Source organism: Micromonospora sp. WMMD737 (assembly GCF_049179055.1).
GTDB classification, from domain to species: Bacteria; Actinomycetota; Actinomycetes; order Mycobacteriales; family Micromonosporaceae; genus Micromonospora; species Micromonospora reichwaldensis.
In genome coordinates, this window is the sequence record NZ_JBMHMH010000001.1 from 5,237,700 (window position 1) to 5,258,802 (window position 21,103).

Annotated in this window: 15 protein-coding genes and 3 tRNA genes; 8 read left to right on the forward strand and 10 right to left on the reverse strand. The window is 72.1% G+C overall.

The genetic code is table 11. The features are described from left to right. Positions 1-215 precede the first annotated feature (215 nt). The 9 genes from ACN27A_RS23150 to ACN27A_RS23190 form a co-directional block, all read right to left on the reverse strand. Entirely contained in the window at positions 216-1,436 is a 1,221-nt protein-coding gene (locus ACN27A_RS23150; protein WP_421456791.1) for a cytochrome P450, read from the reverse strand. A 739-nt stretch (positions 1,437-2,175) separates the two neighbouring features. Continuing rightward, positions 2,176-2,249, reverse strand: a tRNA-Phe gene (locus ACN27A_RS23155). A gap of 98 nt (positions 2,250-2,347) precedes the next feature. Continuing rightward, positions 2,348-2,424: transfer RNA gene (locus ACN27A_RS23160), tRNA-Asp, on the reverse strand. Between the two features lie 32 nt (positions 2,425-2,456). Beyond that, a tRNA-Glu gene (locus ACN27A_RS23165) sits at positions 2,457-2,529 on the reverse strand. A 153-nt stretch (positions 2,530-2,682) separates the two neighbouring features. After that, positions 2,683-3,477, reverse strand: coding sequence for a polysaccharide deacetylase family protein (locus ACN27A_RS23170; RefSeq protein ID WP_421456792.1), 795 nt, complete (start codon positions 3,475-3,477; stop codon positions 2,683-2,685). A 76-nt stretch (positions 3,478-3,553) separates the two neighbouring features. Then, the gene (locus ACN27A_RS23175; RefSeq protein WP_421456793.1) at positions 3,554-4,504 is read right to left on the reverse strand and encodes a MerR family transcriptional regulator; all 951 of its coding nucleotides are present in this window, start codon (positions 4,502-4,504) and stop codon (positions 3,554-3,556) included. After that, complete coding sequence (gene idi / locus ACN27A_RS23180) at positions 4,494-5,147, reverse strand: isopentenyl-diphosphate Delta-isomerase (RefSeq protein WP_421456794.1); 654 nt, start codon at positions 5,145-5,147, stop codon at positions 4,494-4,496. The genes ACN27A_RS23175 and idi overlap by 11 nt, the downstream gene beginning before the upstream one ends. A gap of 34 nt (positions 5,148-5,181) precedes the next feature. Further along, positions 5,182-6,690, reverse strand: coding sequence for a phytoene desaturase family protein (gene crtI, locus ACN27A_RS23185; protein WP_327031129.1), 1,509 nt, complete (start codon positions 6,688-6,690; stop codon positions 5,182-5,184). Further along, on the reverse strand, positions 6,690-7,844 hold the full coding sequence (locus tag ACN27A_RS23190) for a polyprenyl synthetase family protein (RefSeq protein WP_421456795.1): 1,155 nt from the start codon (positions 7,842-7,844) through the stop codon (positions 6,690-6,692). Before ACN27A_RS23190 ends, crtI begins: the two co-directional genes overlap by 1 nt. A 66-nt stretch (positions 7,845-7,910) precedes the next feature. Here ACN27A_RS23190 and ACN27A_RS23195 point away from each other — a divergent pair, with 66 nt between their 5' ends. After that, positions 7,911-8,849, forward strand: coding sequence for a phytoene/squalene synthase family protein (locus tag ACN27A_RS23195; RefSeq protein ID WP_421456796.1), 939 nt, complete (start codon positions 7,911-7,913; stop codon positions 8,847-8,849). 17 nt (positions 8,850-8,866) lie between these two features. Here the strand turns inward: ACN27A_RS23195 and ACN27A_RS23200 are convergent, their stop codons facing one another. Continuing rightward, positions 8,867-9,931 (reverse strand): serine hydrolase domain-containing protein, encoded by a 1,065-nt coding sequence (locus tag ACN27A_RS23200; protein WP_421456797.1) that lies wholly within the window; start codon positions 9,929-9,931, stop codon positions 8,867-8,869. A gap of 92 nt (positions 9,932-10,023) precedes the next feature. On the opposite strand from ACN27A_RS23200, the gene ACN27A_RS23205 reads away from it, so the two are divergent. The 7 genes from ACN27A_RS23205 to ACN27A_RS23235 all read left to right on the forward strand — a co-directional run bounded on the left by ACN27A_RS23205 (position 10,024) and on the right by ACN27A_RS23235 (position 21,053). Continuing rightward, positions 10,024-11,481, forward strand: a complete 1,458-nt coding sequence (locus ACN27A_RS23205; protein WP_421456798.1) for a dihydrolipoyl dehydrogenase family protein — start codon at positions 10,024-10,026, stop codon at positions 11,479-11,481. A 112-nt stretch (positions 11,482-11,593) separates the two neighbouring features. Next, the gene (locus tag ACN27A_RS23210; RefSeq protein ID WP_421456799.1) at positions 11,594-12,595 is read left to right on the forward strand and encodes a LacI family DNA-binding transcriptional regulator; all 1,002 of its coding nucleotides are present in this window, start codon (positions 11,594-11,596) and stop codon (positions 12,593-12,595) included. 363 nt (positions 12,596-12,958) lie between these two features. After that, positions 12,959-14,338 (forward strand): ABC transporter substrate-binding protein, encoded by a 1,380-nt coding sequence (locus ACN27A_RS23215; RefSeq protein WP_421456800.1) that lies wholly within the window; start codon positions 12,959-12,961, stop codon positions 14,336-14,338. Between the two features lie 81 nt (positions 14,339-14,419). Then, positions 14,420-15,376, forward strand: coding sequence for a carbohydrate ABC transporter permease (locus tag ACN27A_RS23220; protein WP_421456801.1), 957 nt, complete (start codon positions 14,420-14,422; stop codon positions 15,374-15,376). A 12-nt stretch (positions 15,377-15,388) separates the two neighbouring features. Further along, on the forward strand, positions 15,389-16,276 hold the full coding sequence (locus ACN27A_RS23225) for a carbohydrate ABC transporter permease (protein WP_421456802.1): 888 nt from the start codon (positions 15,389-15,391) through the stop codon (positions 16,274-16,276). 99 nt (positions 16,277-16,375) lie between these two features. Continuing rightward, positions 16,376-18,016, forward strand: coding sequence for a glycoside hydrolase family 13 protein (locus tag ACN27A_RS23230; protein WP_421456803.1), 1,641 nt, complete (start codon positions 16,376-16,378; stop codon positions 18,014-18,016). Between the two features lie 163 nt (positions 18,017-18,179). Continuing rightward, entirely contained in the window at positions 18,180-21,053 is a 2,874-nt protein-coding gene (locus ACN27A_RS23235; protein ID WP_421456804.1) for a discoidin domain-containing protein, read from the forward strand. Positions 21,054-21,103 lie beyond the last annotated feature (50 nt).

Consider the following 21,103-nt stretch of genomic DNA (forward strand, 5'->3'; position numbering starts at 1 on the left):
AAGTGATCGCTGCGATTAGGGGGCAGAAAGCGGATCGATGATGGCCGCGCGGACGAATTACGGCAGCTGTGCAACGAAAGCGCCTACGACAGCGACAAGGACATGACCGACGCGATCCGGGAGTGGCTGGCGGGCCGCAGCGATATCCACGGCCTGCACGACCGCGGGAGACGGAGCGGCCGGCCGAAATCGGCCGGCCGCTCCGTCTCACCGGTTCACCAGGTGACCGGCAATTCGTAAACGCCGAAGAAAGCGCTCTCGTGTTTGTACGACAGCTCCTTGAGCGGCACGGTGCAGCGCAGGTCGGGGAACCGCCGGAACAGGGTCTCGAAGACGATCTCCAGCTCCGCGTTGGCCATGTTCTGGCCGATGCACTGGTGGATGCCGTAGCCGTACGCCATGTGCCCACGCGTCGAGCGATGAATGTCGAAGGTGTCCGGGTCCTCGAAGAAGTCCTTGTCGTGGTTGGCCGAGGCGGCGAGGAGATACAGACCCTCACCGGCCGCGATCCGTTGTCCCGCGATCTCGACGTCCTCCTTGGCGATCCGGGGCAGAACCAGATCGCCGACGCTGAGGTAGCGGAGCAACTCCTCGACAGCCTTGGGCCACAGGGCCGGGTCGGCTTTCAGCTCGGCGAGCGTACCGGGGTGTTCCAACAGGACCAGCGTGCCGAGGGCGATCATGCTGGCAGTCGACTCGTGCGATGCGTTCAGCACGCTCTGGGCCGCGCCGGCGAGGTCGGAATCAGCCAGCTCGAGTTCGGCCGGTGCATGCGCGAGTTTGGTGAGGATGTCGTCGCCCGGGTTACGGCGTTTCTCGTCCAACAGGGCGAGCATGTGGGTGCGCATCTCCATCACGGCGGTCCGGAGTTCGTTCATCGGGACGCTGCGCTCGAGCAGGATATTCGCGCGGGTCTGGAAGAAGTGGTGCTCGGACTCCGGCACGCCGAGAAGTTCGCAGGTGAGTACCGACGGCACCCGTAGCGCCACCAGCTTCACGAGGTCGGCGGGCTGGCCACTGTCCCGCATGACGTCCAGCGCATCGTCCACCGTCCGCTGGATCCGCGGGCGCAAGGTGCGGATCTTGCGCATCGTGAAGTCGGGCACCAGCAGTTTGCGGTAGATGTCGTGCTCGGGCGGGTCCATCCGGACGAAGGACGAACGCCGTCCTTGCGGGTCCACCCCGGTACCGCCGGCCAGGGGAATGCCCGGGATGGTGCTGTCGCTGCTGATCCGGGGGTCGGTGAGCGCGGCCTGGACGTCGGCGTACCGCGAGACCAGCCAGACGGTGCTGCCGTCGCGAAGCACGGCCCGGGACACCGGTTCCGTCGAGCGCAGCGTCTCGTACTCCGGGGGTGGGTTGAAGGGGCACCCGGAGCGGCGCATCGGGAACGACGGCGGACTGTCGGCCTTGCCGGCCGGCACGGTGGGGCCCAACGTTGCCATGCTGACTCCTGTTCGCAGGTGGACCGCGATGCGGGGTGATCTCGTCTGTTGCCGCGCTGACGAAACATAGGATCCGCCGTGGAACAAGCCGGTAATCACCGGGTAAGCAACGTGGATCGGCGAATGCGGCCGCCACCGGCTTTCCCGATAGGGGTCCATGGGGCCCGCTCCCCCCGATTTTGATTTCCGTCGAATGGCAAGGCGTCGAGATCCTGCGCCAGACGGGCGCCGATCCCGCGGACGACGGCCCGATCGCCTTACGCTGGACGATGCGTACCCGGCCGCGAGCATTTCCGACGTCGGGGTGAGGGAGGAAGTCATCGTGCGTTCGGACGAGTCCGGGGAGAAGACCGGCTGGCGGGTCGCCGTGGACCGGAACCCGTGTACCGGGTCGAGCATGTGCGAAAGTGTCGCGGCCGGGCACTTCGCGGTGGTGGACGGCGTCTCTCGGCGCTGGCCGGGGTGATGGAGCCGAACCCGGAGATCCGCGAGGCCGCCGGATTCTGCCCGGTCAGGAGGGGTGGGGTGAGGGTGGTGGAGGGGTGGGAGGTGAGGAAGGGGGCAGCAGGGTAGGGGGCGCGTGCAGCGAACGTGCAACGAGCGGCAGCGACCAGAGGTCAAGGGCGGTCGACCACGGGCAGCGCCGATCGATGCGCCAGGAGGGCATACAAGAAGATCCCCACCGGCGTTTCCGCTGGTGGGGACCTCTTTAGCCCGGCGAAAGGCTATGTGGCCAGGGGCGGGGTCGAACCGCCGACCTTCCGATTTTCAGTCGGACGCTCGTACCAACTGAGCTACCTGGCCGTGTTGCTCGGTTCATGCTACCCGCACGGCGGGTTCTCCGCCGGAAGGGTCACATGCCCCGATACGCAGAACGCCGCGCAGGGCGCGGCGTTCTCCGCTGGCGGTCCTGACGGGACTTGAACCCGCGACCTCCGCCTTGACAGGGCGGCGAGCACTCCAACTGCTCCACAGGACCTAGCTTTGTTGCCTCCGGCCGAAGCCGGACCGTGCCCCCAACGGGATTCGAACCCGTGCTACCGCCTTGAAAGGGCGGCGTCCTGGGCCGCTAGACGATGAGGGCGGCCCCGCCATCATTGCACACTCGCAACTTCAAGCGGACTTGCTCCCATCCGGCCCCGCCGGAGGCTTGGATAGCTTACGTGATGATCGGTCCGTCGACCAAACCGGTATGGCCCTGGCCACAACACGCCGCAAAACCGCAGGTCAGGAGGCTCTAGCGGAGCCGGGCGACGCCGTAGCGGCGCTTCAGGTCGGCGATCAGGCGTGGGCTGGCGGCCAGCGTGGCGGCCCGATCGCCGCCGCCGTCGTGCAGCAGCACGATCGAGCCGGGGCGGGCCGCGGCGCGTACCCGCTTGGTGATCGTCGCGGCGGTCGGCTTGCCCCAGTCCTGCGGGTCGACGTGCCAGTGCAGCGACCGCATGCCGAGCTGCTTGGCGACCGTCACGACCTCGGCCGTCCACCGGCCGCCCGGCTGCCGGTAGAACGGCACCTTGGCGCCCGGCACCGCCGCCCGGATGGCCGCGTTGGTGCGCAGGAGGTCCCGCCGGATCTCGGCGGCCGGACGCCGGGCGAGATCCAGGTCGTGGTTCCAGCTGTGGTTGCAGAGCTGGTGGCCCTCCCGCACGATCCGTCGGACCAGGTCGGGATGGCGCCGGGCCTGCTTGCCCACCACGCAGAAGGTGGCGGTGACCTTGGCCGCCCGGAGGCGGTCGAGGACCTTCGGCGTCCAGGTCGGGTTCGGCCCGTCGTCGAAGGTCAGCGCCACGGTCCGTGCGCCGGTCGTGCGCCGCAGCCCCGTCGGCAGCTTCGGTGGCAGCGGCCGGACCAGGCGCCTGGGCGGGGTGCCGCGGGTCGGTCGCGGGGCGGCCGACGGAGCCGGCTCGGCCGGCAGCGGGGCCGAGGCGACGGGGTCGGGGCCGGCGGCCCGCCGATCCGTCGCGGTGCCGTCGCCGCAGCCGCCGAGGAGGATCAGGGCCAGACCGGTGGCCAGCACGGTGCGTAGGCGCATCGTTCGCTCCCGGAGGGGGTCGGGGTCGGCGGACCTCCCGACGCTAGTGGACGGCGTTCCGCCCTCGGCACCCCCGTCAGTCCGCCGTCGCCTGGTCCAGGGAGTCGCGTAGGGCGAGTGCGAGCGAGACCGCCTCCGTGAGGTCGACCGGCCGTACCACCCCGGCGGGCAGCGAGTCCGCCAGCCAGCCCGGCCCGGCGGCGAGCACCAGCAGCGGCCGGCGGGGCGCGGCGAGCAGGGCGTTGAGCTGGGTGGGGTCGGCGGTGGCCCGGGCGTGCGACCAGATCACGACGGCGGCCGGCCCGGTCCGGTTGACGGCCTCGAGCAGCGCGGGCAGCGGCATCCGGGCGCCGAGCATCCGGTAGCCGACCCCGGCCTCGGCGAGTGCGGCGGCGAGTGCCTCCAACGGCAGGGTGTGCTGCTCCTCGTCTGCGCAGGTGAGCACGATGCGCGGTGGGCCGGCGGGCGCGCCGGCCCGGGCGGCCACCGCGAACGCCTCCGAGACGCAGCGCGACATCAGGTGCTCGACCTCGACCAGCCCACCGGTGGCGGCGTGCCGCTCCCCGATGCCGAAGAGCACGGGGCGCAGCAAGCCGTCCCAGGTGGCGATCACGCCGTCCGCCTGGACGGCCCGGGCGATCGTCTCGCCGATCGCGACCGCGTCCAGCCGCATGGCGGCGCGGGCCAGCCCCCGGGCCGCCGGCCCGGCCCGGCCGACCGGGATCGTCGTACCGCCGCCGTCCCGGCCGGCGACGGCGCGCACCCGTGGGGGTACGGCGGCGTCGGCGGGCACGGCGTCCGGTGCCCGGCGGGCCCAGCGGGCCGCCTCCGCCGGGGTGACCCCCTGGGCGGTGAGCCGTCGCATGATCTCCAGGCGCGCGAGGTCGGCCGGCGTGTAGCGCCGGTGGTGCCCGGGTACGTGCTCGCTGGGCCCGAGGCCGTAGCGCTGGTGCCAGGTGCGCAGGGTGGTCACGGCGACGCCCAGCCGTCGGGCGACGGCTCCCGCGCTCAGCGCCTCATCGGCCACCCGACCGCTCCGAGGCGTCGTTCGCCGGCGGGCTCGCGGCCGGACCCGGCGGGCTCGCGGCCGGACCCGGCGGGCTGGCGTCCGGGCCGGGCGGGCCGACGGCGGGCCCCGCGGGGGCCAGCAGGCGGTTCACCACCCCGCCCAGCCACGGTGCGTACGCGCGGGGGTCGGCGTCGAGGTCGGCCGCCAGCGAGAGGGGGTCCACCCAGCGCAGCTCGGCCACCTCGTCGGGGTCGGGCAGCAGCGGGTCGCCCGGCCGGAACTCGCCCCGCAGGACGTGGTCGTACTCGAACTCGACCCGGCCGGTGACCGGGTCCTCGGCGTAGTAGACGTACACCCCGACCTCGGTCAGCTCGACCGGGCCGGCGCCGAGCTCCTCGCGCAGCCGGCGGTTGGCGGCCTCGACGAGGGACTCGCCCGGCGTCGGGTGGCCGCAGCACGAGTTGGCCCAGCGCAGCGGGAAGCGGGTCTTCACCGGCGCCCGCCGTTGCAGCAGCACCCGGCCGTCGGGGTCGACGAGCAGCACCGAGAAGGCGCGGTGGAGCTGGCCCGGGGGCTGGTGGGCGGCGGCCACGGTGGTCTCGCCCTGCGGCCGCCCGGCGTCGTCGACGAGCTCGACGAGATGCTTCTCGCGGGTGGTCACGGCAGGTGTCTCCAGGGTCCGAGGGGGAGGGTCATCAGGCTGCCCCGGTGATGCGGCCGGCGGCCAGCTTGCCGGAGATGAGCACCATGGGCACGCCGACGCCGGGCTGGGTGCCCGAGCCGACGAAGACGACGTTCGGCAGCGTCCGGTGCAGGTTCGACGGGCGGAAGGGGCCGGTCTGGAAGAGGCTGTGGGCGGCGGCGAACGGGGTGCCGGCGGCCATGCCCTGCTCCGCCCACTCGGCCGGGGTCACGGCCCGCAGCACCTCGACGCCGGCCCCGAAGCCGACGTAGCCGCGCTCCTCCAGGGTCCCGACGAGCTGGTCGGCGTAGCGCCGGGTGAGGTCGCCCCGCCAGTCGAAGGGCGCCCGGTCGAGGTTGGGCACCGGGGCGAGCACGTAGTAGGTGTGCCGCCCGGCCGGCGCCACCGACGGGTCGGTCCGGCTCGGGTTGGTGACCAGCAGGGACGGGTCGCTCATCAGCTCGCCCCGCCGGATGACCTCATCGAAGGTGCCCTTCCACGACCGTCCGAAGTGGATGTTGTGGTGGGCGATCTTCCCATACCCCTGGGTCGACCCGACGTGCAGGACCACGCAGGAAGGGGAGTAGGTGAGCCGGCGCGGACGGCTCGGCGGCAGCAGGTCGCGGTAGGCGACCGGCAGGTCGGGATTGAGCACGACCACGTCGGCCGGGATCAGCTCGCCGTCCGCGGTCACCACGCCGGTGGCCCGGCCGTGCGCGGTCTCCACCCGGGTCACCGTGGTGTCGTAGCGGATCTCGACGCCGTGCTTCTCGGCGGCGCCGGCCATGCCGCGGGAGACCGCGTGGATGCCGCCGCGCGGGAAGTAGACACCGGCCACCGAGTCGAGGTACGCGATGACCGCGTAGATGGCCAGCGCGTCGTGCGGGGCGAGGCCGGCGTACATCGCCTGGAAGGAGAAGATCCGCTGGGTGCGCGGGTCCCGGAAGAACTGGTTGATCTTCGTCTGGAGTCGGCGGAACGCGCCGCCCGCCAGCAGCTTGACCAGGTTGCCGGTGAGCAAGTCGGTGGGCGCGTCCAGGTTGCGCTCGATGAAGTCGGCGCGTTCCCACTGCCAGAGCCTGCGCGCGTAGTCGACGAAGCGCAGGTAGCCGTCGGCCTCGCGCGGGCCGCAGACCCGGGCGATCTCGGCGGCCATCCGGGTCGTGTCGGTGATGACGTCCAGCGTCGAGCCGTCCGGGTAGTACGCCCGGTAGGCCGGGTCGAGCGGGGTGAGGTCGAGCCAGTCGTCCAGCTCCTCGCCGACCGCGCCGAGCGCCTCGGCGATCAGGTCGGGCATGGTGAGCACGGTGGGTCCGGTGTCGAACTCGTAGCCGTCCACGCCGAGCCGGCCGGCCCGGCCGCCCGGCACCGGCTCGCGCTCCAGCACGGTCACCTGCCGACCGCTGCCCGCCAGGTGCAGCGCGCAGGCCAGCCCGCCCAGCCCGGCGCCGACGACGACCACCCGGTCCGTACGCCCGTCGACGGTGCGCACGCGACCACCTCCTTGTGCGAAGTTGCCCATCATGCCCGCCGGTTGGTGGCGGCGGTGGCGAGGCCGGTCAGCGCGGTGCGCGCGGTCTCGTCGATCGACGCGGTGCCGAGGGCGGTCAGCGCCTCGTCGACCCGGTCGGAGATCATGCGTTCGACCCGGTCGACCGCCCCGGTGTCGGCGACCAGTTCGGCGAGGCGGGCGACCTCCGCGTCCCCCACGTCGGCGCCGAGGCCGTCGAGCGCGCGCCGCTGGGTCGGCGTGGCGAGCTGCCGGGCCAGCATGAGCAGCACGGTCGGCTTGCCGGTGCGCAGGTCGTCGCCGGCCGGCTTGCCGGTGGTCGCCGGGTCGCCGTAGACGCCGAGCAGGTCGTCGCAGAGCTGGAACGCCTCGCCGACGGCCAGCCCGTAGCGGGTGTACGCGGCGGTCAGCGGGGCGTCGCCGCCGACGCCGGCCAGGCAGGCGCCGAAGAGCAGCGGCCGCTGCACGGTGTAGCTCGCGGTCTTGTAGCGGGCGACCCGCAGCGCCCGGTCGACCGACCAGTTCGCCGCGTCGCTCTCGCCGAGCACGTCGAGGTACTGCCCGGCGATCGTCTCCACGCGCATCTGGTCGTAGCAGCGCCGGACGTCGAGCAGGCGGGCCGGCGGCAGCGTCGCGTGCGCGAGGAGCCGGTCGGCCCAGACCATGCAGAGGTCACCGATCAGCACGGCGACCGACTCGCCGAACCGACGCGGATCGCCCCGGTGGCCGGCGGCGACGTGCCGGGCGGCCAGCGCCACGTGCGCGGTCGGCCGGCCGCGGCGGGTCGCGGAGGCGTCCATCACGTCGTCTTGGACGAGGGCGAAGGTGTGCAGCAGTTCCAGGGCGGCGAAGGCGGGCAGCACCGCCGGCAGCGGCCCCGTGCCGTCCGGCGCGCCGCGCCACCCCCAGTAGGCGAACGTGGGACGGACGCGCTTGCCGCCGGCCAGCACGCAGTCGCGCGCCGTCGCGGCGAATCCGCCCATTGCCGCGTCGATCTCGTGCAACGCGTCGACCTCGGCGGCCAGGAAGGCGGCGAGGGTGTCCTGCACCGCCGTGACCAGGTCCTTCGTGTACGCGGCCAGGACCGCCCGGACCGGGTCGTCCCCGTCGGTCGGGCCGGCGGGGGCCACGCGGAGCGAGTTACCCGCAACTGCGTCGTTGGCCATGTGACCGAGCGTACCCTAGGCTTACGAGTTGCGTCGATTCGTGCGTCGATAAATGAGGGAGGGCCGGTGGACACCGATCTCACCGCTGCCTATGACCGCTGCCGTGAGCTGCACAAACGGCACGGCCGCACCTACTATCTCGCCACCCGGCTGCTGCCCGCTTGGAAACGGCGGCATGTGCACGCCTTGTACGGATTCACGCGCTACGCCGACGAGATCGTCGACCGCACCGAGGAACTTCCCCCGGCCGAGCGCGCCGCCCGGCTCGACGACTGGGCCGGCCGCTTCGTCGCCGGACTGCACGGCGAACCGGTGGACGACCCGCTGCTCCCCGCCGTGCTGCACACGATCGCCGTCTTCGATCTCGACCGGGACGACTTCGCGTCGTTTCTCAAGAGCATGGCGATGGACCTGACGGTCACCTCGTACCGCACCTACGACCACCTGCTCCACTACATGGAGGGCTCGGCGGCGGTGATCGGCACCATGATGCTGCCGATCCTGGGCAGCTCCGACCCGGCGGCGGCCCGGGAGCCGGCCCGCCAGCTCGGCTTCGCCTTCCAGCTCACCAACTTCATCCGGGACGTGGCCGAGGACCTCGACCGGGGGCGGACCTACCTGCCCGACGACGACCTGGCGCTGTTCGGCGTCACCCGGGAGGACCTGGCCGAGGCGCGCGCCCGGGGCCGCGCCACGTCCCGGATCCGGGAGTTGATCGCGTACGAGGTGACCCGCGCCCAGGCGCACTACGTCGCCGCGGCTCCCGGGATCACCCTGCTCGCACCCGCCTCGCAGGCCTGCATGCGCACCGCGTACGCGCTCTACGGCGGGATCCTGGACGAGGTGGCCGCGCAGGACTACGACGTCTTCGTCGACCGGGCGCTGGTGCCGCAGCGCCGCCGGCTGGCGGTGGCCGCCCGCGCCCTGCTCACCCCCACCGGCACGCCGGTGGTGATCCCCGGCCCCGCCCGGGTGCCCGGCCCGCTGGCCGTGCCGACCCCGTGACGGCCGCAGCCGTGCGGTCAGAGGCAGGAATGTAGGGCGTCCGCCAGGGCGTCGACCCGGTCGTGGTCTGCCAGGTGCGCCGTGGCGTAGGCGAAGGTGTAGCCGCGTCCGGGATCGGCCCAGGCGGAGCTGCCGCCGATCCCGCCCATGCCCCAGCTGCCGTCCTCCTCCCACTGCATGCCCAGCGTCCAGCGGGTCCGCCGGCCGAGCAGCAGGTCGTCGCCGTCGTACTGGACCCGGGTCGCCTCGGCCACCAGTTCCCGGCTGAACAGCCGTACGCCGTCGAGGACGCCGCCGGCGAGCAGTCCCGCGTAGAGGCGGGCCAGGGCGCCGGCCGTCGAGTGCAGGTTGACGGCCGGCACCTCGGCGCCGCGCCAGAGCGGGCTGTTCACCACCGCCGGGTCCCGGCCGCCGGGCGGGTTGTCCAGCGCCCGCGCCCAGAGCGAACCCGGCTCGCCCGCCACCCGCTCCGGCCACCCCGGATCGCCGTGGCGCAGGTCGGCGCAGCGGCGCTGGTCCGCCTCGCCCAGGCCGAAGCCGAGGTCCAGCCGCCACGGACCGGCGATCTCCTCGGCCAGGAAGCGGCCCACCGACCGCCCGTCGACCCGCCGCACCAGCTCGCCGACCAGGTGCCCGTACGTCCAGGCGTGCTCGCCCGCGACGGACCCGGGCGGCCACTCCGGCTCGGCGGCGGCGAGGTCGGCGCAGAGCAGCTCCCAGTCGGCGACGGCGGCGGCCGACCGGGGCACCGGGAAGGCCGGCAGCCCGGCGGTGTGCGCCAACACCTGGCGGACGGTGGCCGGGGCGCGGAAGCCGGGCCAGTGGTCGACGACGGGGTCGTCCAGGTCGAGCCGGCCCCGGTCGACCAGCGCCAGCAGGCAGAGGGCGGCGACCGGCTTGGCGACGGAGTAGACGTTCACCAGTGTGTCCGGCAGCCACGGCCGCCCCGGTGACCGCTCGCCGCCGACGATGTCGACCACCGGCTCGCCGTCGTACCAGATCGCCAGGCCGGCCCCGGTCTCCCGGCCCTCGGCGAGCAGTTCGGCGAAGCAGTCGTGGACGGCGGAGAAGCGGGTGCGCATCCGGCCACGGTAGGAGGCCGGGACGCTGGCGGGCAGCGGATTTCCGGCTCGACCCGCTGGCCGGCCGCCGGGCGGTGCGCGATGCTGGCGGGATGGCGGATCCGGAACTGGTGGACGTGGTCGTGGTCGGGCTCGGGGTCGGCGGCGAGGAGGTGGCCGGGCGGCTCGCCGAGGCGGGGCTGACCGTCGTCGGCGTCGAGCGTGACCTGGTCGGCGGGGAGTGCCCGTACTGGGGGTGCGTGCCGAGCAAGATGATGATCCGGGCGGCCAACGCGATCGCCGAGGCCCGCCGGGTGGACGGTCTCGCGGGCACCGCCGAGGTGCGGCCCGACTGGACGCCGGTGGCGAAGCGGATCCGCGAGGAGGCCACCGACACCTGGGACGACACGGTCGCGGTGCAGCGGTTCACCGGCAAGGGCGGGCGGTTCGTCCGGGGCACCGCCCGGCTCGACGGCCCCGGCCGGGTGCGCGTCGGCGAACGGGTCTTCCAGGCCCGGCACGGGATCGTGCTGGGCACCGGCACCAGGCCGTCCGTGCCGCCGGTCGACGGGCTGGCCGACACGCCGTACTGGACCAACCGGCAGGCGATCGAGGTCGAGGAGCTGCCGGAGTCGCTGCTCGTGCTGGGCGGCGGGGCGATCGGGCTGGAGCTGGCGCAGGTCTTCGCCCGGTTCGGGGTCCGGGTCACCGTGGTCGAGGCCCTGGACCGGGTGCTCGCCGTCGAGGAGCCCGAGGCGTCCGAGGTGGCCGCCGCCGCGCTGCGCGCGGACGGGGTGGAGATCCACACCGGGGTACGGGCGGAGCGGGTCAGCCACGACGGGCGCGGCTTCGCCCTGCACGCGGCCGGCGGGGCGCGGTTCACCGCCGAGCGGCTGCTGGTGGTGGCCGGTCGCCGGGCCCACCTGGACGAGCTGGGCCTGGACACCGTCGGGGTGGACGCCGGCCGGCGCTACCTGTCCGTGGACGACCGGCTGCACGTGACGGAGGGGATCTGGGCGGTCGGCGACGTCACCGGCGAGGGGGCGTTCACGCACGTCGCGATGTACCAGGCGGGGATCGTCGTCGCCGACGTGCTCGACCACGCCCGGCGCGCCGCAGGCGGGCCCGACCCCAGCGGCACCGCGAGCGCGACGGGTGGCGCGTCGGGCACCACCGGCGTGCGCGGCTCCGCCGGCGCGGTGCCGTGCGCCGACTACCGGGCGCTGCCCCGGGTGACCTTCACCGACCCCGAGGTCGGCGCGGTCGGCCTCACCGAGTCGCAGGCCCGCGAGCGGGGCGTCAACGTGCAGGTCGGCCTCGCCCGGTTGCCGTCGTCGGCCCGGGGCTGGATCCACAAGGCCGGCAACGAGGGCTTCGTCAAGCTGGTCGCGGACGCCGACCAGGGCGTGCTGATCGGCGCGACCTCGGTGGGGCCGGCCGGTGGCGAGGTGCTTTCCGGTCTGGCGGTGGCGGTGCACGCGGCCGTGCCGCTCGCCCGGCTCCGGCAGATGATCTACGCCTACCCGACCTTCCACCGGACGGTCGAGGACGCGCTGCGGAACATGTCCTGACGGCCGGGTCGCACGCCGGTTGCCGGATGACGGGCAGCGCGCGGCAGCGGAAGGCAATCGCCCGGCAGATGGCTGCTCATTTCTTTCATTCCGATGACGTACGATTGCGGCCGTGACGAAGCGGTTGACCGAAGTTGCCAAGAAGGCGGGCGTCAGCGAGGCCACCGTCAGCCGGGTGCTCAACGGCCGGGACGGGGTCTCCGAGGCGACCCGGACGGCGGTGCTGACCGCGCTGGACGTGCTCGGCTACGAGCGGCCCACCAAGCTGCGCGGCGAGCGCGCCCGGCTGGTCGGGCTGGTGCTGCCCGAGTTGCAGAACCCGATCTTCCCCGCGCTCGCCGAGGTGGTCACCGGATCCCTCGCCCAGCGCGGGTTCACCCCGGCGCTCTGCGCCCGCACCATCGGTGGCGTCTCCGAGATGGACTACGTGGAGATGCTCCTGGACCACCAGGTCTCCGGGGTGATCTTCGCCGGTGGGTCGTACGCGCTCGCCGACGCCCGGCACGACCACTACCGCCGGCTGACCGACCGGGGCCTGCCGGTGGTGCTGGTCAACGCGGGGGTGGACGAGTTGGGCTTCCCCCGGGTCTCCACGGACGACGCGGTGGCGGTGGAGCAGGCGTACGGGCACCTGCGCTCGCTCGGGCACGAGCGGATCGGGATGGTGCTCGGCCCGGAGGGGCACGTGCCGTCCCGACGCAAGCTGGACGCGATGGCCCAGGCGGCGGGCTGGGGTGACGACACGACGTACGTGGAGCGCTCCAGCTTCTCCATGGAGGGGGCGCGGGTCGCCGCGACCAAGCTGGTCGAGCGCGGCGTGACCGGCATCGTCTGCGCCAGCGACGTGCTGGCCCTCGGCGCCATCCGGGCCGCCCGGCGGCTGGGTCGGGTGGTGCCGACCGACGTGTCGGTGGTGGGCTTCGACGACTCCGCGTTCATGACCTGCACCGACCCGCCGTTGACCACGGTGCGGCAGCCGATCGAGACCATGGGGCAGGCCGCCGTGGACCTGCTGGTCACCCAGATCGAGGGCGCCGGCGTGCTGCACGACGAGCTGCTGTTCGAGCCCGAGCTGGTCGTCCGCGGTTCCACCGCGCCCGCCCCCGGTCGCTGACCCGGGACCGCCCCCGCCCACCTGAACGACGGAACGGCCGTCGACCGCTGCCCGCGGTCGGCGGCCGTTCCATTCTGCCTGCCCGCTGGCAGGAACCAATCGGGGTCAAAGCCGCAACTCGGCCGCCTTCCAAGATCCTGTCAAAATCTGTCGTACCAAAGTCTCGTCTTTTCAGCAGAGGATCGATACCTTGCTGGGGCAAGTTCGCTTGGCTACAGTGACCCCACTCACACCTGACCCCGGCGGAGCTACCCGGGGTCAGGTCACTCGGCAGATGCAGATCAGTGCCGGCGCATCGGCGCGGTGACGACCACCGGGCATCAGCGCAGGTCATGGAGACACCGTTCCCGAAGGGATGGACAGATGTCCGTACCGCAGTACCGGAAGACTGCGGCGTTGGCGCTCGTGGCCGGCCTGGGGCTCAGCCTTGCGGCCTGTTCGACGAAGAGCGACGACGCGACAGGCAGCGCAGGCGGCAAGGTCACCGTCACCGTCGACTGCCAGCCGGTCGGCTCCCAGAAAGAGCTGCTGAAGAACTGGAACGACGACGTCGCCGAATTCCAGCGGCAGAACCCCGACATCGTCATCAAGAGCGTGAGCGTCGGCGAGCAGTGCAACAACCCGCCGGACTTCACCGCCCGCCTGGCCGGTGGCACCGTGACCGACCTGTTCTACGGCTACATGACCGATCTCCAGCAGGTGCTGGACTCCGGCCAGGCGATGGACATCAGCGAGTACGCCGACAAGGACACGATCCCCACCTGGGACAGCGTCGACCCGGCGCTCAAGGAGGCCTTCAGCCACGACGGGAAGCTCTACGCCGTCCCGGCGAAGAACTACTCGATGGGCCTGGTCTACAACAAGGTGCTGTTCCAGCAGGCGGGGCTCGACGTCAACAACCCGCCCAAGACGTGGCCCGAGGTCCGGGCGGCCGCCAAGAAGATCTCCGCGCTCGGCAACGGCATCGCCGGCTACTCGGAGTACAGCGCCGGCAACACCGGCGGCTGGCACTTCACCTCGCTGCTCTACTCGCAGGGCGGCCAGATGCTGACCGAGGACGGCAAGAAGGCCGACTTCAACAACGCCATGGGCAAGCAGGTCCTGCAGAACCTCAAGGACATGCGGTACGGCGACAACAGCATGGGCAGCCGCCAACTGCTCCAGTGGGGCGACCTGCTGACCAACGCCGCCGCCGGCAAGGTGGGCATGTTCATCGGCGCGCCGGACTCCACCCAGGCGATCGTCAGCCAGTTCCAGGGCAAGTTCCAGGACTGGGCGATGGCGCCGCTGCCCGGCCAGGACGGCCCGGCGAAGGGCACGCTCGGCGGTGGCGAGGGCTACTTCTTCAAGAAGGGCCTCTCCCCGGAGCAGGTCGAGGCCGGTCTGAAGTGGATCGCCTACCAGAAGCTGACGCCGGGCAAGGGCCAGTTCGACTACGTGCGGGCCAAGCCGCAGAACTACCCGGTCGGCCTGCCCCAGCCGCTGCTCTTCGCCAACGGAACTGACGCGCAGAAGCAGGAGCTCGAACTGCGCAAGGCGAACGCGAACGTCGACACCGCCAACTTCGCGCTCTTCGAGGCCACTCCGGTGCAGATCAAGGGCGAACCGCGCAACGCGCAGGCGATCTACGCGGTGCTCGACGCGGCGATGTCCGGGGTGCTGACCAACCCGAACGCGAACATCGACGCGCTGCTCAAAACGGCCGAGGACAAGGTCAACCAGCTCCTCGCCGCCGAGAGCTGACCCGATCGGGTGGGGGGCGGCACACCGTCCCCCACCCGGTCCGCACCGCACCATCCGGTCACCGACTCACCAGGAGTTGCCTTGGCGATCATCGCCGCCCGGGGGGCCGCCAGCGAAACGGCCCGCCCCACACCGCCGCCCCCGGCAGGGCACCGGAGTACGAGCCTCGGCCGCAAGGTGCGGGACAACCTCACCGGCCACGCGTTCCTGATCGGTGCGGTGCTCTGCTTCGCGGTCTTCTCCTGGTACCCGATGATCCGTGGCATCGTGATGAGCTTCCAGCGCACCCGGCGCGGCGAGACCACCTGGGTGGGCTGGGACAACTACGCCCGCATCCTCGACGACCCGAGCTTCTGGACCGCCTGGAAGAACACCTTCTACTTCACGGTCCTCGCGCTCGTCCTCGGGTACGTGGTGCCGTTCTTCGTGGCGATCCTGCTCAACGAGTTCCGCCACGCCAAGGGGTACCTGCGGATCCTGGTCTACCTGCCGGTGATGCTGCCGCCGGCCTCGGCGCTCTTCCTGTTCAAGTTCTACGCGTACGACCCCAGCGACGCGGGACTCCTCAACGCGATCCTCAAGGCGCTGCACCTGCCGACGTCGCAGTGGATGCAGTCCCCCGAGATGACGATGCCCGCGATGGTGCTGGCGTCGACCTGGATGAACATGGGCAGCGCGGTGCTGATCTACCTGGCGGCGTTGCAGAACATCCCCGGCGAGCTCTACGAGGCGGCCGAGCTGGACGGCGCCGGGATCTGGCGGCGGATCATGCACGTGACCATCCCGCAGACCCGGCTGATCCTCGCGCTCCTGGCGATGCTCCAGATCGTCGCCACCATGCAGCTCTTCATCGAGCCGCTGATCCTCGCCAACGGCGCGGGCGCGGAGGACTCGGCGACCTCGGTCGCGTACCTCATCTACCAGCACGGCTTCTTCCAGAACGACCTCAACGGCGCCGCCGCCCTCGGCGTGATCATGCTCGTGGTGCTGGCCGGGTTCTCCGCCGTCTACGTGCGGCTGACTGCGAAACAGGACTAGGACGGACGCGGAATGGCACAGGACTCCGGGACCCGGACACTCGTCTCCCCCGCCCAGCTCAGGCGGGGACGCGGCAGGGTGATCTACTGGGCGCTGCTCGCCGTCGTCGTGACGGGCTTCACGCTCGTCTTCCTCGGGCCCCTCTACTGGATGGTCACCGGCGCGCTCAAGTCGGGCCAGGAGATCGCGCAGACCCCGCCGTCGCTGTTCCCGAAGGATCCGCAGCCGCAGAACTACGTCGACGCGTGGAACAACCTCGACCTCGCCAAGCTGCTGTTCAACACCTTCTACTACGCGGCCGGCGCGGTGCTGTTCCAACTCGTGTTCGACACCGCCGCGGCGTACTCCCTGTCGAAGCTCCGGCCGATCTTCGGCAACGTGATCCTCGGCTTGATGCTGGCGACGCTGATGATCCCGGCGATGGTCCTCATCGTCCCGCAGTACGTGACCGTGATCGACCTGCCGATCCTGCACGTCAACCTGCTCGACTCGCCGTTCGCGATCTGGCTGCCCCTGGTCGCGAACGCGTTCAACATCTTCCTCCTGAAACGGTTCTTCGACTCGATCCCGGAGGAGCTGATGGCGGCGGCCCTCATGGACGGTGCGACCCCGCTGCGCACGCTCTGGTCGATCGTCCTGCCGATGTCCCGCCCCATCCTCGGCGTGGTCTCGATCTTCGCCGTGACCGCGGTCTGGAAGGACTTCCTCTGGCCGAAGCTGGTCATGCCGTCGCCCGAGACCCGGACGGTCAGCGTCGGCATCTACGCCTTCTCGGGCGGTACGCCCATGAACGTGGTGGTCGCCGCCTCGGTCATCGCCGCGATCCCGACCGTCATCGTCTTCCTGATCTTCCAGCGGAACATCATGTCCGGCCTCACCACGGGAAGCCTGAAGGGATAGCCCCCGGCGCAACCTTCCGCGGCGAACAACGACTGTTTGCCCGGGACACATCAAGGTCCGGCGAACCCGCCGACGCACTGACGCAGAAAGCAGGTGCTCGTGTCCAGAGCAGACAACGGTCCGTGGTGGCGTGGAGCGGTGATCTACCAGGTGTACCCGCGTAGCTTCGCCGACGGCGACGGCGACGGCATCGGCGACATCGCCGGCATCCGGTCGCGGCTGGACTACCTGTCCGCGCTCGGCGTCGACGCGATCTGGTTCAGCCCCTGGTACCCCTCCCCGATGGCCGACGCCGGCTACGACGTGGCCGACTACCGCGACATCGACCCGGTCTTCGGCACCCTGGCCGAGGCGGAGGCGCTGATCGCGGAGGCACACGCGCTCGGCATCAGGAGCATCGTTGACGTGGTGCCGAACCACTGCTCCGACGCGCACCCCTGGTTCCAGGCGGCGCTCGCCGGTGGCCCGGACGCCCCCGAGCGCGAGCTGTTCTGGTTCCGCCCCGGCCGGGGCCCGAACGGCGACCAGCGGCCCACCGACTGGGTCGGCGAGTTCGGCGGCGAGACCTGGACCCGGACCACCAACCCGGACGGCACCCCCGGCGACTGGTACCTGCACCTGTTCGCCCCGGAGCAGCCGGACTTCAACTGGGACCACCCCAGGGTGCGCGCCGAGTTCGAGGACATCCTCCGGTTCTGGTTCGACCGCGGGGTGGACGGCATCCGGATCGACTCGGCCGGCCTGCTGGTCAAGGACGGGACGCTGCCCGAGACGCTGCCGGGCCGGCCGCACCCGTTCCGCGACCTCGACGGGGTGCACGAGATCTACCGCGACTGGCGGCGGATCGCCGACGAGTACCCCGGCGACCGGGCACTGATCGGTGAGGTGTGGATGCCGGACCGGCAGCGGTTCGCCAACTACCTGCGCCCGGACGAGCTGCACACGGCGTTCAACTTCGACTTCCTCGGCTGCGCCTGGGACGCCTCGGCGCTGCGGGAGAGCATCGACGGGACGCTGAGCGTGCACGCGCTGGTCGGCGCGCCGGCCACCTGGGTGCTCTCCAACCACGACGTCACCCGGCACGTCACCCGCTACGGCCGGGCGGACACCACGTTCAGCTTCGCCGCCAAGCGCGAGGGAACGCCCACCGACCTGGAACTGGGCACCCGCCGCGCCCGGGCCGCCGCGCTGCTGTCGCTGTCGCTGCCCGGCGCCGCCTACGTCTACCAGGGCGAGGAACTGGGCCTCTGGGAGGTCGAGGACATCCCGCGTGAGCTGCGGCAGGACCCCATGCACTTCCGCTCCGGCGGGATCGACCCCGGCCGGGACGGCTGCCGCGTCCCGATCCCCTGGTCCGGTGAGACGCCGCCGTTCGGCTTCAGCCCCGACGACGCGACGGCGGCGCCCTGGCTGCCCCAGCCGGCCGACTGGAAGGACCGCACCGCCCGCGCCCAGGGCGGCGACGTCCACTCGATGCTGGAGCTGTACCGGGCCGCCCTCGCCGTCCGGCGCGCCGAGGCGGCCCTCGGCGACGGGGAGCTGAGCTGGCTGCCCGCCCCCGAGGGGGTGCTCGCGTTCCGGCGGGAACCCGGCTTCGCCTGTCTGGTCAACCTCTCGGACACGGCGGTGCCGCTGCCGCCCCACACCGAGCGGCTGCTGGCCAGCGGGCCGCTCGACGACGACCGGTTGCCGCCGGACACCGCCGTCTGGCTACGGGCGCCGCGACGGCCGCGCGAGTAGGCGCGGTCGGAACCGGCCCGACCCCGGCGGTGCCGGCGGCCCGTCCCGGCCGCCGGCACCGCCCACCCGCAGGCCCCGCGCCGGCCGAGGCCGAGAGGGAGGTACGCGCACCGCACCGCACGACACGGGGGACCTGGCCACCTGAGGAAAGGGAGCGCCGCTCATGGCCGACCACATCACCCCGCACCACCAGCGAAGACACCGAATCCGCGCGGGGCTCGCCGCCCTCGCCGCAACCGCCCTCGCGGCGGCCTCGATCTCCGTCGTCGCGTTGACCACGACCGCGACCCCGGCCCGCGCGGCGGGACTCTCGCCGTTCGACATCCCGGGGCGGGGCGCCACCGTCCCGTTCGTCGAGCAGGAGGCGGAGGAGGTCGCGCACACCGGCACGAGGATCGGCCCGGACCGCCGCTACGGCACGCTGCCGTCCGAGGCGTCCGGCCGGGAGGCGGTCACCCTCGACGCCGTCGGCGAGTACGTCGAGTTCACCCTGACCGCGCCCGCCAACGCGGTGACCTTCCGCTACAGCCTGCCGGACAACGCCGCTGGCACCGGCCGGGACGCCAGCATCGACCTGCGGGCCAACGGCACCCTGGTCAAGGCGGTGCCGGTCACCTCGCGGTACGGCTGGTACTACGGCGGATACCCGTTCAACAACAACCCGGGCGACACCAACCCGCACCACTTCTACGACGAGACCCGCGCGATGTTCGGGACCACGTACCCGGCCGGCACGAAGATCCGCCTCCAGGTCTCCTCGACCGCCCAGTCGCCGACCTTCACCATCGACCTGGCCGACTTCGAGCTGGTGGGCGCCCCGATCGCGAAGCCGACCGGCGTGCTCGACGTGGTCACCGACTTCGGCGCCGACCCGACCGGGGCGACCGACTCCACCGCGAAGTTCCAGGCGGCGGTGGACGCCGGCAGGGCCCAGGGTCGGGCCGTCTGGATCCCGACCGGCACGTTCACCCTCTGGGACCACGTCGTCGTCGACGGGGTGACGCTGCGCGGGGCGGGACCGTGGTACTCGGTGCTCGGCGGGCGGCACCCGACCGACCGCAAGCGGGCCGCCGGCATCTACGGCAAGTACGTCCCCGGCGGCGGCTACAGCGGCGAGATCCGCCCGCACGAGGCCGGCGGACCCAGCCGCAACGTCACGCTGCGCGACTTCGCCATCATCGGCGACATCCGGGAACGCGTGGACGAGGACCAGGTCAACGCCATCGGCGGGGCGATGTCGAACTCGGTGGTCGACAACGTCTGGATGCAGCACACCAAGGTCGGGGCCTGGATGGACGGCCCGATGGACAACTTCACCATCCGCAACAGCCGGATCCTCGACCAGACCGCCGACGGGGTGAACTTCCACTGGGGTGTCACCAACTCCACGGTGACCAACACGTTCGTACGCAACACGGGTGACGACGCCCTCGCCATGTGGGCGCAGAGCGTGCCGAACGTGAACAACTCCTTCACCCGCAACACGATCGGCGTGACGATCCTCGCCAACCACCTGGTGACCTACGGCGGCCGGGACATCAAGATCACCGACAACGTCACCGCCGACTCGGTCACCAACGGCGGCGGCATCCACGTCGCCAACCGCTACCCCGGCGTGACCGGCCCGACCGCCGTCTCCGGGACGATCACCGTCGCCCGGAACACGCTGATCCGCAACGGCAACTCGGACTACAACTGGCGCTTCGGCGTCGGCGCGATCTGGTTCTCCGCGCTCAACGAGCCCATCCAGGGCGCGGCGGTCAACGTCACCGACACCGACATCCTGGACAGCTCGTACGCGGCCCTGCACTGGATCGAGGGACAGTCCAGCGGGATCAGCTTCAACAACGTACGGATCGACGGCGCGGGCACGTACGCCCTCCAGGTGCAGGCGCCCAGCCAGGTGTCCTTCACCAACGTGCGGGCCACCGGGATCGCCCAGGCCAACCCGATGCACAACTGCGTCGGCAGCGGCTTCCAGATCACCCAGGGCACCGGCAACTCCGGCTGGTACACGTCGACGCCGTACTGCGGGCCGTGGCCCGAGCCGCAGTGGGGCGGCGGCCCCACCAGCCCGCCCCCGACGACGCCGACCACCCCGCCCCCGACCACGCCGCCGCCCACCACGCCCCCGCCGACCACCCCGCCCCCGACCGGCGGGAACCTGGCGCAGGGGCGGCCGGTGACCGCGACGAGCACCAACCAGAACTACGTCGCGACGAACACGGTGGACGGCAACGCGGCCAGCTACTGGGAGAGCGCCAACAACGCGTTCCCGCAGTCGCTGACCGTCGACCTGGGCGCGGCGCGCACCGTCGACCGGGTGGTGCTGAAGCTGCCCGCCGGCTGGGAGCGCCGGACCCAGACGCTGTCGGTGCTCGGCTCGACCGACGGCTCCTCGTGGGCCACCCTCGCCGGGTCGGCCGGGCGCACGTTCGACCCGGCCGGCGGCAACACGGTGTCGATCAGCGTGCCGGCCGGCGAGCGCCGGTTCGTCCGGCTGACCGTCACCGGCAACACGGGCTGGCCGGCGGCGCAGCTCTCCGAGTTCGAGGTGTACGGCGGCGGCCCCACCACCCCGCCCCCGACGACCCCGCCGCCGACCACCCCGCCGCCGACCGGGAACCTGGCGCTCGGTCGACCGGCCGCGGCGACCAGCCACGCCGACGTGTACGTGGCGGCCAACGCGGTCGACGGCAACCCGAACACCTACTGGGAGAGCGCCAACAACGCCTTCCCGCAGTCGCTGACGGTGGACCTGGGCGCCGACCGGACGGTGTCCCGGGTCGTGCTCAAGCTCCCGCCGTCCTCGGCGTGGCAGACCCGCACCCAGACGCTGTCGGTGCTCGGCTCCACCAACGGCTCGTCGTTCACCACCCTGAAGGCGTCGGCCGGCCACACCTTCAACCCGGCCACCGGCAACACGGTCACCGTGACCTTCGCGGCGACCAGCCAGCGGTACCTGCGGCTGACGTTCACCGGCAACAGCAGCTGGCCCGCCGGCCAGCTCAGCGAGTTCGAGGTCCACTCCAGCTAGCCCGATGGCCCCCGCCCGTCCCGGCGGGGGCCATCGGAGTCCGGGCGGCC